13 protein-coding genes are annotated in these 13,454 nt (G+C 64.2%); 9 read left to right on the plus strand and 4 right to left on the minus strand.

Features of this window, described 5'->3' with window-relative positions:
- Positions 1-60 precede the first annotated feature (60 nt).
- The 4 genes from ligA (at position 61) to IV500_RS03035 (ending at position 4,526) form a co-directional block, all read left to right on the plus strand.
- On the plus strand, positions 61-2,250 hold the full coding sequence (gene ligA, locus IV500_RS03020) for an NAD-dependent DNA ligase LigA (protein WP_196395342.1): 2,190 nt from the start codon (positions 61-63) through the stop codon (positions 2,248-2,250).
- Entirely contained in the window at positions 2,247-3,158 is a 912-nt protein-coding gene (locus IV500_RS03025; protein WP_196395343.1) for an inositol monophosphatase family protein, read from the plus strand. Before ligA ends, IV500_RS03025 begins: the two co-directional genes overlap by 4 nt.
- On the plus strand, positions 3,155-3,847 hold the full coding sequence (locus IV500_RS21285; protein ID WP_230854394.1) for a DUF2087 domain-containing protein: 693 nt from the start codon (positions 3,155-3,157) through the stop codon (positions 3,845-3,847). Before IV500_RS03025 ends, IV500_RS21285 begins: the two co-directional genes overlap by 4 nt.
- A 175-nt stretch (positions 3,848-4,022) precedes the next feature.
- On the plus strand, positions 4,023-4,526 hold the full coding sequence (locus IV500_RS03035) for a GNAT family N-acetyltransferase (RefSeq protein ID WP_196395344.1): 504 nt from the start codon (positions 4,023-4,025) through the stop codon (positions 4,524-4,526).
- Positions 4,527-4,574: 48 nt separating this feature from the next.
- Here IV500_RS03035 and IV500_RS03040 read toward each other — a convergent pair whose 3' ends face one another.
- Both IV500_RS03040 and IV500_RS03045 read right to left on the minus strand, forming a co-directional pair.
- Positions 4,575-5,099: a HEAT repeat domain-containing protein gene (locus IV500_RS03040; RefSeq protein ID WP_196395345.1), complete on the minus strand. Its 525-nt coding sequence runs from the start codon at positions 5,097-5,099 to the stop codon at positions 4,575-4,577.
- A gap of 50 nt (positions 5,100-5,149) precedes the next feature.
- Entirely contained in the window at positions 5,150-5,458 is a 309-nt protein-coding gene (locus IV500_RS03045) for a DUF805 domain-containing protein (protein ID WP_196395399.1), read from the minus strand.
- Between the two features lie 297 nt (positions 5,459-5,755).
- Between IV500_RS03045 and gatC the strand changes: the two genes are divergently transcribed.
- The 5 genes from gatC (at position 5,756) to IV500_RS03070 (ending at position 10,928) form a co-directional block, all read left to right on the plus strand.
- The gene (gatC, locus tag IV500_RS03050; RefSeq protein ID WP_196395346.1) at positions 5,756-6,052 is read left to right on the plus strand and encodes an Asp-tRNA(Asn)/Glu-tRNA(Gln) amidotransferase subunit GatC; all 297 of its coding nucleotides are present in this window, start codon (positions 5,756-5,758) and stop codon (positions 6,050-6,052) included.
- Positions 6,052-7,599, plus strand: a complete 1,548-nt coding sequence (gatA, locus tag IV500_RS03055) for an Asp-tRNA(Asn)/Glu-tRNA(Gln) amidotransferase subunit GatA (protein WP_196395347.1) — start codon at positions 6,052-6,054, stop codon at positions 7,597-7,599. The genes gatC and gatA overlap by 1 nt, the downstream gene beginning before the upstream one ends.
- Positions 7,596-9,104, plus strand: coding sequence for an Asp-tRNA(Asn)/Glu-tRNA(Gln) amidotransferase subunit GatB (gatB, locus tag IV500_RS03060; protein WP_196395400.1), 1,509 nt, complete (start codon positions 7,596-7,598; stop codon positions 9,102-9,104). Before gatA ends, gatB begins: the two co-directional genes overlap by 4 nt.
- Positions 9,105-9,184: 80 nt before the next feature.
- Positions 9,185-10,042, plus strand: coding sequence for a hypothetical protein (locus IV500_RS03065; RefSeq protein ID WP_196395348.1), 858 nt, complete (start codon positions 9,185-9,187; stop codon positions 10,040-10,042).
- A 139-nt stretch (positions 10,043-10,181) separates the two neighbouring features.
- Positions 10,182-10,928 carry a ZIP family metal transporter gene (locus IV500_RS03070; protein ID WP_196395349.1) on the plus strand — a complete coding sequence of 249 codons (747 nt, stop codon included), beginning with the start codon at positions 10,182-10,184 and terminating at the stop codon, positions 10,926-10,928.
- A gap of 23 nt (positions 10,929-10,951) precedes the next feature.
- Here the strand turns inward: IV500_RS03070 and IV500_RS03075 are convergent, their stop codons facing one another.
- On the minus strand, positions 10,952-12,352 hold the full coding sequence (locus IV500_RS03075; RefSeq protein ID WP_312875808.1) for a C1 family peptidase: 1,401 nt from the start codon (positions 12,350-12,352) through the stop codon (positions 10,952-10,954).
- A gap of 64 nt (positions 12,353-12,416) precedes the next feature.
- Complete coding sequence (locus IV500_RS03080; RefSeq protein WP_196395350.1) at positions 12,417-13,325, minus strand: LysR family transcriptional regulator; 909 nt, start codon at positions 13,323-13,325, stop codon at positions 12,417-12,419.
- Between the last annotated feature and the right edge of the window lie 129 nt (positions 13,326-13,454).

Raw genomic sequence — 13,454 nt, forward strand, 5'->3', positions numbered from 1 at the left:
CGGGCGTGTATACGGCCCCGGGGGACGGCCCGTGTCGGTGCCGTAGGGCAAGATAGAACCGTGAGTAAAGCCAAGGATATTGACGCGGCCATTTCCGGCTCTGCCGGTCGGGTAATTCCACCCGAGTCGCTGCGCGAGGAGTATGAGGCACTGGCAGATAAGGTGCGGGCGTACCGCTTTGCCTATTACAACGACGACGCCCCGCTGGTTTCGGACGCGGAGTTCGACGCGCTGTATCGACGGCTCGAGGAAATCGAAGCGCTGCATCCCGAGCTGGTCACTAATGACTCGCCCACCCAGGAGGTGGGCGGCGACGTTTCCGCCGCCTTCGCCGCCGTCGAACATCTGGCCAGGATGTACAGTCTGGAAGACGTCTTTTCGGTTGAGGAGCTGCAGGCGTGGTTGCGGCGCGCGGAAGGTTCCGTCGTCAAACTGGGCGCACAGGCGCCGCTGAAGTGGCTGACCGAGCTGAAGATTGACGGGCTGGCGGTGAACCTCTTATACCGGGACGGGAGGCTGATTCGCGCCGCGACCCGCGGGGACGGCACGACGGGTGAGGACATTACACATAATGTGGCGACGATCAAGGACATTCCGCAGCAGCTCAAGGGCGCGAACCTGCCGGCGGAGGTGGAGATCCGCGGGGAGATATTTATTGCGTCCAAAAATTTCACCGCGCTGAACGAGACGATGGTGGCCGCAGGAAAAGCACCGTTTATGAACCCGCGGAATGCGGCTGCGGGCTCGCTGCGGCAGAAGGATCCCGCGGAAACGGCCAAGCGTCCGCTGAGTATGTACGTGCATGGGATTGGCGCGCGTTCGGGCCTGGACGCGCCGAGCCAGTCCGAGAGCTACGAGCTGCTGAAATCCTGGGGGCTGCCGATTAGCCCATATTTCAAGGTATTGGACGGCGAGGGCGAGGTGCTGGAATTTATTGCGCACTTCGGTGAGCACCGCCATGATTTGGTCCACGAAATCGACGGCATCGTAGTCAAGGTGGATGATTTTGCTACGCAGCGCGCCCTGGGTTACACCTCGCGGGTGCCGCGCTGGTCCGTGGCCTATAAGTACCCGCCGGAAGAGGTCAATACCAAGCTGCTGGACATCGCCGTCAACGTTGGCCGCACCGGACGTGTCACGCCGTATGGGGTGATGGAGCCGGTGCTGGTGGCGGGATCTACGGTCACGATGGCGACGCTGCACAATCAGGACGTGGTGAAGGCCAAGGGTGTGCTGATCGGAGATACCGTTGTGCTGCGCAAAGCGGGGGATGTGATTCCGGAAATTGTAGGGCCCGTCGTGGCGCTCCGCGACGGTTCCGAGCGCGCATTTGTGATGCCCACGCATTGCCCGTCCTGCGGTACGGCCCTGGCCCCGGCCAAGGAAGGCGACGTCGATTTGCGCTGCCCCAACGCGAAGTCCTGCCCGGCGCAGTTGACCGGCCGGGTGGCGCATCTGGCCGGCCGTGGGGCTTTCGATATCGAGGCCTTGGGGGATGAGGCGGCGCTGGCACTGACCAATCCGGCCGCCCCCGAAACCCCGCCGCTGACCACCGAGGCAGATATTTTCTCCCTCACTGCCCTGGATCTGTCCGCGGTGATGGTCCGGCGCGAGAAGAAATCCAAGGGGGTGCCGACGGGTGAAAGCGAGCTGGTGCCCTACTTCTATACAAAGGCGACCGGGAAGAAGCCGTCGGTGCCGGCGGCAAACACTCACAAGCTGTTCCGCGAAATGACGAAGGCGAAGAGTCAGCCGCTGTGGCGGGTTTTGGTGGCACTGTCCATCCGGCATGTGGGGCCGCGGGCCGCGCGTGCGCTGGCCACTGCCTTTGGCTCGATGCCGGCCATCCGGGCAGCGAGTGTTGAGGAGCTGGCGCAGGTGGACGGAGTCGGGCCCATTATTGCCCAGGCGCTGGTCGAGTGGTTCGCGGTGGACTGGCAGCGGGAGATCGTGGACAAGTGGGCGGACGCGGGGGTTCGGATGGCCGATGACGTGGACGAATCGATGCCGCGAAACTTGGCGGGATTGACCATTGTGGTCACCGGTTCGTTGGCTGGTTTTAGCAGGGACGAGGCCAAGGAGGCCATCATTACGCGAGGCGGGAAAGCGTCCGGCTCAGTCTCGAAGAACACCAGCTACGTGGTGGCGGGGGAGAATGCGGGCACCAAGCTGGATAAGGCAGAGCAACTGGGGCTGCCGGTGCTGGATGAGGATGGTTTTGTGAAACTACTGGCGGAGGGAAGCGCATGAGCTCGATATCGGACGTACCGGCACCAGGTGGTGTGGCATCGGGTGATGCGGCAGGGGCTGGTGCTGCGCCGGATGTTGCGCAGGCTGAGCTGTTGGAAGAGCTGCTGGCTGTTGCGCAAAATGCGGCAGCCGCCGGCGCCGCGGTGCTCGCCGGCCGTGACCCCCAGTCCTTTGACGCCACGGCCAAGACCTCCGACGGGGACTGGGTCACTGCATTTGATCTGGCAGCTGAGCGGGCAGTCCGGGAGGCCATTTCCGGTGCCCGTCCGGATGACACCATTACCGGTGAGGAACTGGCACCGGCCGTTTCCGCCAGCGCCACCGGCTATCGCTGGTCCGTGGACCCGTTGGATGGAACCATGAATTTCATTCGCAACATTGCCTACTACTGCACGTCGGTGGCGGTTGCCGGGCCCGACGGCGGCTGGCTGGCCGGCGTCGTCGTCGCCCCAGCGCTGGGCAGAACCTATTACGCGACCCGCGGAGGCGGCGCATGGTTGGTGGACCGCGGCGCTGACGGGCGGAGGAGGGAGCGGCGCCTCGATGGGCCGACGACGCCGCGTAACGGCACATTGCTGGCGACTTCGCTGACCTACGATCCGCAGATCCAAGGGCGGCTGGGCGCGGAGCTGGCCGGGCGGATGCAGGGCTTCAACGACTTCCGCCGGCTAGGGTCCGCGGCGCTGGAACTGTGCGCCATAGCAGAGGGCGGGCTGGACGCGTACTTTGAATACGGCTTGTACGAACACGACTTTGCCGCCGGTGCTTTGATTGCCGAGGAAGCCGGTGCCTGGGTGCGGCGTCCGCAGCTGAGCCCGGCGCTGAACGGGCTGCCGACGCCGGCGGAGGCCCTGGCGAACTGGACGGGTGCTTCCATCCCGGGGCTGGCCGGAAAATATACGCCATGACCGTCCCCTGGCAACAGCTCGTGGCCGCGCTGGGTAACGATCGGCTGCGTCGGGTTTATGGAGGGTGGGTGCTCGCAGACGTGGATGCCCTGGACGTGCCGGATGCCCCGGATGCCCCGGACGTGCCGGATGCCCCGGACGCGGCCGATGCCCCGGACGCGGCCGATGCGGCGGATGTACCGGTTGCCACAGACGCATCGGCCGACCTCGGACCCGGCGTTGGATCCGGGCCTGGGCTTGATTCAGGTTCTGGGCTTGATTCAGGTTCTGGGCTTGATTCAGGTTCTGGGTTTGATTTAGGCACGGTGTTTGATCTAGGCACGGTGGCGGAGCGTACCAAGCTCGCCAGGGCAGGCCTGCTCACGGAGGTTGACGGTCGCCTTCGGGTTGCACGGGATGTCTTCAATGACGTCCTCGCGGCGGCCGGTAAAAGCCGGCCGACCGGCGTCGACCGGTTCTTTGCGCAAGGCATGCTGACCGGGATTCCCCGCAACGCTGCCGATCGCGATGAAGTGCTGGCCCATCTGGTCATCCGGCTCTTTGGCACCGAGGACGTCCTCAGCGAGCCGGAGGTTAACCGGCTGCTGTCCACCGTTACCGCCGATGTTCCCACCCTGCGGCGCGCCCTGGTCGATTTTGCCTTCCTCCGACGCGACCGGGACGGCAGCCTATACTGGCGCACGGCATAGCCGGCAAGACCTCACGCCGGTACGGCCGCGGCTAAGATCCGCCGCGGCCAAGGATCAACTGTGCCGAAGATGATTGAACCTTCCCCTGCTGCAGGAACCGCGTCGCTTTAGGGCAGAATGGACGGGCGGTATTCTCCGCAGTTTTTCACGTCCCGACAGGAACACCACACAAACCATGAGCAGCGCGATTATCATCCGCCCCGTCACCGAATCCGACTACGACGCTGTCGCCCGGATCACCAGGGATTCCTATCTTGCAGCCGGCTACTTCGACGATGCCGAACACCCCTACATGCAGCGGATCCAGCAGGTCGCGGTCCGGGCTGCAGCCGCCCCCATTTGGGTTGCCGAGCGCGACGGTGGGATCGTCGGATCCGTGACCTTGGCCGTGGCGGGGGATGAGTTTGCCGATATTGCCCTGCCTGACGAGTTGGAATTCCGCATGCTCGTGGTGGATCCCGAGGTCCAACGCGGTGGCATCGGCCGTGCCTTGGTGGAGGCGATCATCGCGCACGCCCGGACGCTGGATGGCATCTGCGCCGTCGGCCTGACCACGGGGCAGGATTGGCACGGGGCGCATGCACTGTACGAATCGACCGGCTTCCACCGTGTGCCGGAGCGGGACTGGCTGGTTCCCCAGTCCCGGATCAAGCTGCTGGTGTATCGCCTGGACCTCTGAACGCCGCAGACGTTTCCGCCTGGCACCGCCTGGGACTTGGGAGGGCTGCTAGCTTCCCAGCCGCTTCAAAGCCGCTCCGGCCTGGCGGCGTACATCGATATCGGCGTCCTTCAGCAGCGCGTTGATATCCGGGATGTGCCCGGTATCGCCAACTTCCGCCAGCGCGCGGGCACCGGCGGCGCGTACCCGGGGAACGTCGTCGCCCATCAGCCGCACCAGCTCATCCGCGACCGGAAGCTTGCGGAACGCGGCGACCTTGGCGCACATTTCCCGCACCCGCCACGCCTGATTACCCAGTCCGGTCCGGATCGGTTTGGCCGCCGAATCGTCCCAGGTGTACATGAAGACCCGCGCTCCCCACAGCTCCGGCCAATACAGCGCCGGCGCGCCATTGATGATGCCCTCCGCGTGCGCCCCGCCGGCGAACAGCAGGAATTCCTTCGTCTCGTCCTCGCCGGCGAGGAGCGCGAGCGCCCGTTTGACGACGTTGTGCTGTCCGTAAAGGGCGACGGCGGCCGCGATGCGGTCTGCGGGTGAGGCGTCAAGAGGTATTGGCGTTTCGTCGGTAGGCATACCCACTAATCTACGCGGTTTGAGGATCGGGTGGCTCTGCGCCGCAGCGGCTAGGCCCGGTAACCGGAGGCCTGTTGAACCGCTTCCGGTCCGTCAAAGCGGTGTCCCTGCGGGTTTGACGGCATGAGCACCATGACCAAAAGCGCTATTGCTCCCAGAAAGGGGACGAGCCCGAGGAGAATGAACCACGCGCTGAAATTTCCGTCATGCAGACGCCGGGACAGCAGTGCCAGTCCCGGAATGAGCGTGGCAAGCCCCCAGAGTCCAATGATGGCCGCGACAACACCAAATCCCGGACCTGGAACGGACGTGCCGTCGGCGGCGACAGTGGCTCCGGCTCCGCCCGCGATGACAAGCATTGTCAACGCTAAATCTATTATGCCGATGTGAAGCTAATTCGATTTCAACCCGTCGTTTGACACACCAATTGACCCACCTTTGCCGCCGGGTTTTCATCCAGCGCCATTTTTATGTAACGCCGTCAGGACCAATCCGGGGAGGGCCGCCGTGGAGAATTTTCCGTTTCGAGTCAAAGACGCCCTCGACCGGTAAACCGCGTTGTCGCTTCCCTCGTTGACGCTGCTGAGATCCCCCCGACCGGCCCGCGGCCGCGCAGTAGACTGGACGGGAAACAACAACTTCTGTAGGGGAGATCCATGGCTGCGATTAACCGTGACGACGTGGCGCATTTGGCGCAACTGGCACACATCGAGATGAGTGCTGACGAACTGGACCGGATGGCTGGCGAATTGGCCGTCATCGTCGATTCGGTGAAATCCGTCAGCGAGGTTGCCGGTGCGGACATACCCGCAACGTCACACCCGATTCCGCTGACCAACGTGCTGCGCGAGGACGTCGTTGGCCATGTGCTGACCGCCGGGCAGGCGCTCTCCGGCGCCCCCGACGCGCAGGGCGGTCGTTTCCGTGTGCCCGCGATTCTGGAAGAGGACTAATGACGGACCTGATTAAGCACTCCGCAGCGGCACTGGCGGCCAAGCTCGCTGCCAAGGAAGTCTCCGCCGTTGAAGTGACACAGGCGCACCTGGACCGGATTGCCGCCGTCGACGGTGACGCCGAACATGGTGTGCATGCGTTCCTGCATGTGAACACCGAACAGGCCCTCGCGGTCGCAGCCGAGGTGGACGGTAGGCGCGCCCGTGGCGGCAGTGATGCAGCGGACCTGCACGAATTGGCCGGTGTGCCGATTGCCGTCAAGGATCTGATTGTCACGATCGGCCAGCCAACGACGGCTGGGTCAAAGATTCTGCAGGGCTGGCACAGTCCCTACGACGCTACGGTGGTCAAAAAGCTGCGTGCGGCACGGATGCCGATTTTGGGCAAAACCAACCTTGATGAGTTCGCAATGGGTTCCTCTACCGAGCATTCTGCATATGGCCCCACGCGCAACCCCTGGGATCTGGACCGGATCCCCGGTGGTTCCGGCGGTGGCTCGGCTGCCGCCGTCGCCGCCTTTGAAGCACCACTGGCACTCGGGACGGACACCGGCGGTTCCATCCGCCAGCCCGGTGCGGTCACCGGGACCGTTGGCGTGAAGCCCACTTATGGAGGAGTGTCCCGCTATGGCGCTATTGCGATGGCTTCCTCGCTGGACCAGATTGGCCCCGTTTCCCGGACCGTGCTGGATTCGGCGCTGCTGCACGAACTGATCGGCGGCCACGACCCGTACGACTCGACCTCGCTGACGGATCCGTCCACCGGTCTGGTGGCGGCCGCGCGGATTGGCAATGTCAAGGGTCTGCGGATCGGCGTGGTGCAGGAGCTTGGCGGCGAGGGCTACCAGGCCGGCGTGCTGGCGCGGTTCAATGAGTCCCTGGACCTGCTCCGCGATGCCGGGGCGCAGATCGTTGAGGTCTCCTGTCCCAACTTTGTTTACGCGCTGGGCGCTTACTACCTGATCATGCCGTCGGAGGCATCGTCGAACCTCGCGAAGTTCGACGGCGTCCGGTTCGGGTTGCGCACGCTGCCCGCCGATGGAGCCATGACGATCGAGCGCGTGATGGCTTCCACTCGCGCGGCCGGTTTTGGTGACGAGGTCAAGCGACGGATCATCCTGGGAACGTACGCTCTCAGCGCCGGTTATTACGATGCGTACTATGGCTCGGCGCAGAAGGTTCGTACGCTGATTCAGCGCGATTTCGACGCCGCCTTCGCGCACGCCGACGTGTTGATTTCGCCGACTGCACCAACCACCGCTTTCAAGCTCGGCGAGAAGCTGGACAATCCGCTGGCGATGTATCTCAATGACGTGGCCACCATCCCGGCGAACATGGCCGGCGTCCCCGGTTTGTCACTGCCGGGTGGGCTTGCTGATGAGGACGGGCTGCCCATAGGCATCCAGCTGCTGGCTCCGGCCCGCGAGGATGCCCGGTTGTACCGCGTGGGTGCCGTGCTCGAAGAATTGTTGGAAGAACGCTGGGGCGGCCCGATCCTGAATATGGCGCCAGAACTGGTTGCGACGCAGATCATGGAGGCAAAATAATGACCGATGCAACCCTGAGCTTCGACGTAGCGATGGAGAAGTTTGACCCGGTCCTGGGCTTCGAGGTGCACGTTGAGCTGAACACCGCCACCAAAATGTTCTCTTCCGCGCCGAACGTCTTTGGTGACGAGCCGAACACCAATGTCAACGAGGTGGACCTGGGCCTGCCCGGCGTACTTCCGGTGGTGAACAAGAAGGCCGTGGAGTCCTCGATCAAAATCGGTCTGGCACTTAACTGCAGAATCGCCGAATCCTGCACCTTCGCCCGTAAGCACTACTTCTACCCGGACACTCCGAAGAACTTTCAGACCTCCCAGTACGATGATCCAATTGCGTACGACGGCTTTCTGGACGTGGAGCTCTCCGACGGCAGCATCTTCCGGGTCGAGATTGAGCGGGCGCATATGGAGGAAGACGCCGGGAAGCTCACCCACATGGGTGGCGCTACCGGACGCATCCAGGGCGCCGACTTCTCGCTCGTGGACTACAACCGTGCCGGCGTCCCGCTGGTGGAAATCGTCACGAAACCGATCCAAGGGGCCGGGTCCCGGGCGCCCGAACTGGCCAAGGCCTACGTCGCCGCGGTGCGGGAAATCGTGAAGAACCTGGGCGTTTCGGACGCGAAGATGGAGCGCGGCAACGTCCGCTGCGACGCCAACGTTTCGCTGCGGCCGTATGGGCAGGAAAAGTTCGGTACCCGGTCGGAGACGAAGAATGTAAACTCGCTGCGCGCGGTGGAAAACGCCGTCCGCTTCGAAATCCAGCGGCACGCGGCCGTGCTGGATTCCGGCAACACAATCGTGCAGGAAACCCGGCACTGGCACGAGGACACCAAGTCCACCACCAGCGGTCGACCCAAATCCGATGCGGATGACTACCGCTACTTTCCGGAGCCGGATCTGCTGCCGATTTTGGCCACCCCGGAATGGGTGGAGTCGCTCCGGGCGGAGCTGCCCGAGCCGCCTGCGGCGCGCCGCAAACGCCTGCAGGCGGACTGGGGCTACACGGATCTGGAATTCCGCGATGTGGTCAATGCCGGCGTGCTGGATGAAATTGAGGAAACCGTCGCCGCGGGAGCCTCCGCCGCCGTTGCCCGCAAGTGGTGGATGGGCGAGATCGCGCGCCGCGCCAAGCTGGCCGACGTCGATCCGGTGGCGCTCGGCGTGACGCCGGCCGTCGTCGTCGAACTTGACGCACTGATCCGCTCCGGCGCCATCAATGACAAGCTGGCCCGCGAGGTCCTGGACGGCGTGCTGGCCGGCGAGGGAACACCCGCGGATGTGGTTCAGTCCCGTGGTCTGGCCGTGGTGTCCGACGACGGCGTGCTGCAGAGCGCCATCGACACGGCTCTGGCCGCGCAGCCGGAGGTGGCGGACAAGATCCGCGCCGGCAAGATCCAGGCCGTGGGCGCGATTGTCGGCGGGGTCATGAAGGTCACCAAGGGGCAGGCCGACGCGGGCCGGGTTCGCGAACTGATCCTCAAGACCCTCGGCGTCGAAGGCTAGCACCCAACTAAGTAGCAGCACCTGCACGTAAAACGCGATTTGGCTGCAGGTGCTGCGACTTAGTTTGAGACGATAGGTACATGACATCCACGGCACTCACGAAAGGGCGCAGCTGGAAGATCCGTGCCCGTGTGCAGTCCGAGGGGGATAATCACGTGCAGGAGGATGCCTGCGGATTTGCCGGAGCGGACGCCTGGATAATCGACGGGGCCACATCGCTGCTGCAGCCGCTGGGTCTTCCTGCCGCGTCGGATCCTTCCTGGCTGGCGCAGACGCTGTCGGCGGCCCTGGCCGAGGCGGCATGCGCCAAAGCTCTCGGCGCTGCGGGGTCCGAGGAGGGCGTCGCGACCCGGGAGCTGCTTGCCCGCGGGCTGGTCACGGTGGACCGTACCGGCCAGCTGCTGGTTGGCCAGGAGCGCGTGCGGTTTCCCAGCGCTGCGGTTTCCGTAGCGCACTTGGACGACGACGGCGTCGAGCTGCTGAGCTTGGCAGACTGCCACGTCGTGGTGGAGCTGGCAGACGGTGGCGTTGAGCACGTGATCGGTGAGCTGGCCGATGTCCGCGTGCAGCCGGCATCGGAGCCGGCGCGGGGGGCACAAGACCCCACTGAGCGCCGCCGGCTGCTGCTGGCCGATCGCGAGCGGCGAAACACCGCTGGGGGACTGTGGGTTGCCCGGCGTGAGCCGGAGGCCGCAGCCCACGCGTTCGTGGCCCGGTTTGGTCCGCCCGCGCTGCTGGTGATGGCGAGCGACGGAGCCTGGCGCGCCGTCGACCTCGGATTGGTTGCCGGCCCGGAAGAATTCCTGCGCAGCGTGAGGGACCCTGTCGCGGCGCTGGAACTGATGCACCGGCTCCGGTCCCATCAGCGTGATATCGGCGAGGCCGCCGACGATGCGACCGTCCTGGTGCTGGAACCAGGCAGACGCGCCCAAATGTGACGGAAGCTGCTTAGTACTTGCACTAAGACTCAAAGGCGTGCATGCTCCGTGGCGCAGTAAAGGTGGGGTTCGGTCCAATGCGGTCAGCCCGGCTGTTTAGAACTTGCTTTGGATCTGACGGCCTACTTTAATGCACACTATGGCAGTCTTGGTGGCATTGGCAGCATTTGTCTCCACACTTGCGGGTGGGTTGATCGCCGCCCGGGCGCATGACAAACTGCACCTGATCCTTGGCGCTGCTGCCGGCATCATGCTCGGAGTGGTGACCTTTGACCTGCTTCCCGAAGCGCTAGCCCAGTCCAGCCAGCAGGTGTTCGGAGTTCCGGCTGTCCTGCTGACGGCGATGGCCGGTTTTCTGTCAATCCATATTGTGGAGCGTTCCCTGGCCATTCACCGTGGGCACGAGGACGAGTTTGGTGGCCACAGCCACGGCAGCAGCCACCGCGGTGCTGAATCCATCGGCCTGCTCGCCGGCGGTGCACTGATTGCGCACAGTCTGCTCGACGGGATTGGCATTGGTGTCGGTTTCCAAGCTGGATCTTCGGTCGGGATCACGGTGGCGATTGCGGTAATTGCCCATGATTTCGCTGATGGTTTCAACACCTTCACCATCGTTTCGCTCTACGGCAACGCCCGGCGCCGCGCTCTGACCCTGCTTTTCGCCGATGCGCTTACACCGGTGGCCGGAGCAGTGCTGGGCTCGCTGATCCGGGTACCCGAAGAAGTGATTGGACTCTATCTGGGCTACTTTGCAGGGTTCCTGCTGTACCTGGCGACCGCCGATATCCTCCCCGAAGCGCATGCGAGACACCCGTCCCGCATGACCTTGGTCTGCACCGTTGCCGGGGTGGCCTTTATCTGGCTGGTGGTGGGGCTAAGCCACTAGCGGATTTCATCTCCATGTCAGACCTATGCCAGCGCGCCCATCGGGTCCCAGGCAGGCAGGACGATCGGCTCGGTTGCCAGGGCCCGGAGCAGCTCGGGGTTGAGCCGCTTCTTGTCGACCACGACCTCGAAGACGTACTCGTCGAACCAGCTGTCAGCCATGGTGTAAAAACCCTTGTCGCCGTTCTCGTCTCCCCAACTGTTCTCCACGCGCCAGCGGCGCGTGCCGCCGTCGAGCACATCCACTCCCGTCAGCAGCATGGCGTGGGTCATGGCCGACTCGCCGAACCGGACGCGGGATTCCTTGTCCAGGGAGATGTCGGCGGCATAGAGAGCGGCATAGTCGTAGAGCCGGGCATCCCAAATACCATCCTTGCGGACCATCTGCTTGCCCACATCGCAGCCAAACCAGACCGGTTCGCCGTCCACAATGGCATCCCGGGCGAGTTTCTTGGCGAGCGAAATATCCACGTTCAGGTACAGTACGGGATCTGCTCCGACCACGTTGCCCAGGTGCTCAACGGTCAGGGTGCTGCCTTTGGGGTGCTCAGCTCTGGGGTCATCGACCAGGCAGACGTAGTCGTGCAGATCGATGGTGCTGTACTTGGCGAGGAATTCCTGCGGTGTCAGGCTGCCCTCGCGGTGGAAGACTTTTTCGTCGTCGGTGTAGTCCCAGTCCAGTGCGGTTGGCGGGGTACCCAGGTGAAGCGTGAGGATCCGGTGGACATCGGCGATGATCCGCGTCTTCGCCCGGGCCACGGCGTCCCCGTCCGAAGCCGGATTCCGGCGGAGCTGGCGGAGGGCTTGGGCTCCTTGGCGCAGCAGCGAACAGAGCACGGAGTTCATCCGGCTGGTATTGGCCGACGACTCCGTTTCCGGCATAGCCGATTTGGGCACCGCACCGTATTTGCTGAAGATGTTCACCGCCATGTTCCACTGGCCGCCGTCGCCCATGACGGTCTGCAGCAGGAAGGAGACCAACCGGTCATCTTCCGGCCGTTCTGCGGTTTCCAGAATGGACTCCAGAAAGTAGTTGGCCCGCTCCAGCTTGTCGAAATACATGGCGTAGTTCTGCGAGAACTCGAATTCCTTCACGCCGAGCGTCTGCTTCGCCCCGGCACGCAGCAGGTTCAGGGCAGCAAAGAGCCAGCAGCGGCCGGATTTTTGCTGATTGGTGACTTTCCAGGCGTCGATGCGGTGCGACACGGTGGTGGAAAGGGAAGCTGCCAGCCCATGATCGATGGCGAGTTCGTCGACGCTGACCCGGGTGATGGCGTTCTGCGTCCGTTTGAGCACCGGATCCGCCGCGAAGGACGCGTGCAGCGCGTCCACCTGCGCCGCTGTCAGGGAGGCAGTGGACGCGGCCGCGGTTGCCGCGGATGCAGTGGACAAGGAAGCGACGTCAATGTCGGTGGAAGTAGTCACATTTCCCTTTCTAGCCCTATTTTGGGACGCCTGCAAATACACCCCGGGGCCAGCGGGGCGGGGCTCAGCGGGAAACCATTTCCGCCATTGCTTCGTGCAGCGCGTCGATCACCAGCAGGACCGACCTGCGTTTGAGGCTCTCCGGTCTGGCGAGAATATCTATCCGCCGGTGCGTGCTGATGCCGCGCAGGGGGCGCAGCGTCACACCCGGACTCAGCGCCGGGCTCGCCGTGTACCGCGGCAGCAGCCCGAGCACGCTCCCGGTGGCAACCAACGCCGCCACCGTGGAGTAGTCGTTAATCCGGTGCACCACGGTCGGCGGTTTACTGGAAACGGCGCCGACGGCGGCAAGAACGTCCGCCGGTGAGTAGCCGCCGCGGCTTGTCACCCAATCATGGCCGGCGACGTCGTCGGGTGTCAGAGCATCCAACGCGGCAAGCGGGTGCGCGACGGCGAGGGCAACATCCAGAGGTTCCCGCGCCAACTCCATCACGCTGACCCTGCCGGCAGGCCACGGCTTGCTGTGATCCATCCGGTGTGCCAGTACCAGGTCGTAGCGTGCGGCGAGCGCCGGGAAATCCTGTTGCGCCACGTCTTCGTCCGAGAGCTGCACCTTCGGCGAACCGGGGCTTTGCAGGAGCCGGACCAGCGGGGCGAACAGCGCCTGCCCCGCGCTGTGGAAACCACTCACGGTGACGTGTCCGGTGCGGTTGTCCTGGTACGCACCGATGGCCGCCCGTGCATCCGCCATAGCACTGAGCACATCGGCACCGGCGTCGGCCAGCACCCGTCCCGCCTCGGTGAGGACCAGTCTGCGCCCCTGCTTGCGGGTCAGCACGGCGCCGGCGCTCTTCTGCAGTGCGGCCAGTTGTTGGGAAACGGCCGACGGCGTCACAAACAGTGCCTGCGCCACCGCGGTGACGCTGCCGAGCTCGCCGAGTTCCCGGAGCATCCGAAGCTGATGAATTTCCATTCAAGCCAAATTAGCATGTAGGAGAACTACATCTTCGATGGAGTTACTGCTGGTTGTTCTAAAGCATCGGGGGACATCTAATGGGGGAGAAGCGCTGGGAGAGCGTTCTCGTTAAGCGGGAACAGCCAT

Origin of the sequence: Arthrobacter terrae (assembly GCF_015708085.1) — a bacterium.
Lineage (GTDB): Bacteria > Actinomycetota > Actinomycetes > Actinomycetales > Micrococcaceae > Arthrobacter_M > Arthrobacter_M terrae.

Bases quoted from the DNA above. Each gene is read 5' to 3' on its own strand.
- IV500_RS03025 (WP_196395343.1), top strand. From the start codon at position 2,247: ATGAGCTCGATATCGGACGTACCGGCACCAGGTGGTGTGGCATCGGGT.
- IV500_RS21285 (WP_230854394.1), top strand. From the start codon at position 3,155: ATGACCGTCCCCTGGCAACAGCTCGTGGCCGCGCTGGGTAACGATCGG.
- IV500_RS03035 (WP_196395344.1), top strand. From the start codon at position 4,023: ATGAGCAGCGCGATTATCATCCGCCCCGTCACCGAATCCGACTACGAC.
- IV500_RS03040 (WP_196395345.1), bottom strand. From the start codon at position 5,099: ATGCCTACCGACGAAACGCCAATACCTCTTGACGCCTCACCCGCAGAC.
- IV500_RS03045 (WP_196395399.1), bottom strand. From the start codon at position 5,458: ATGCTTGTCATCGCGGGCGGAGCCGGAGCCACTGTCGCCGCCGACGGC.
- gatC (WP_196395346.1), top strand. From the start codon at position 5,756: ATGGCTGCGATTAACCGTGACGACGTGGCGCATTTGGCGCAACTGGCA.
- gatA (WP_196395347.1), top strand. From the start codon at position 6,052: ATGACGGACCTGATTAAGCACTCCGCAGCGGCACTGGCGGCCAAGCTC.
- IV500_RS03065 (WP_196395348.1), top strand. From the start codon at position 9,185: ATGACATCCACGGCACTCACGAAAGGGCGCAGCTGGAAGATCCGTGCC.
- IV500_RS03070 (WP_196395349.1), top strand. From the start codon at position 10,182: ATGGCAGTCTTGGTGGCATTGGCAGCATTTGTCTCCACACTTGCGGGT.
- IV500_RS03080 (WP_196395350.1), bottom strand. From the start codon at position 13,325: ATGGAAATTCATCAGCTTCGGATGCTCCGGGAACTCGGCGAGCTCGGC.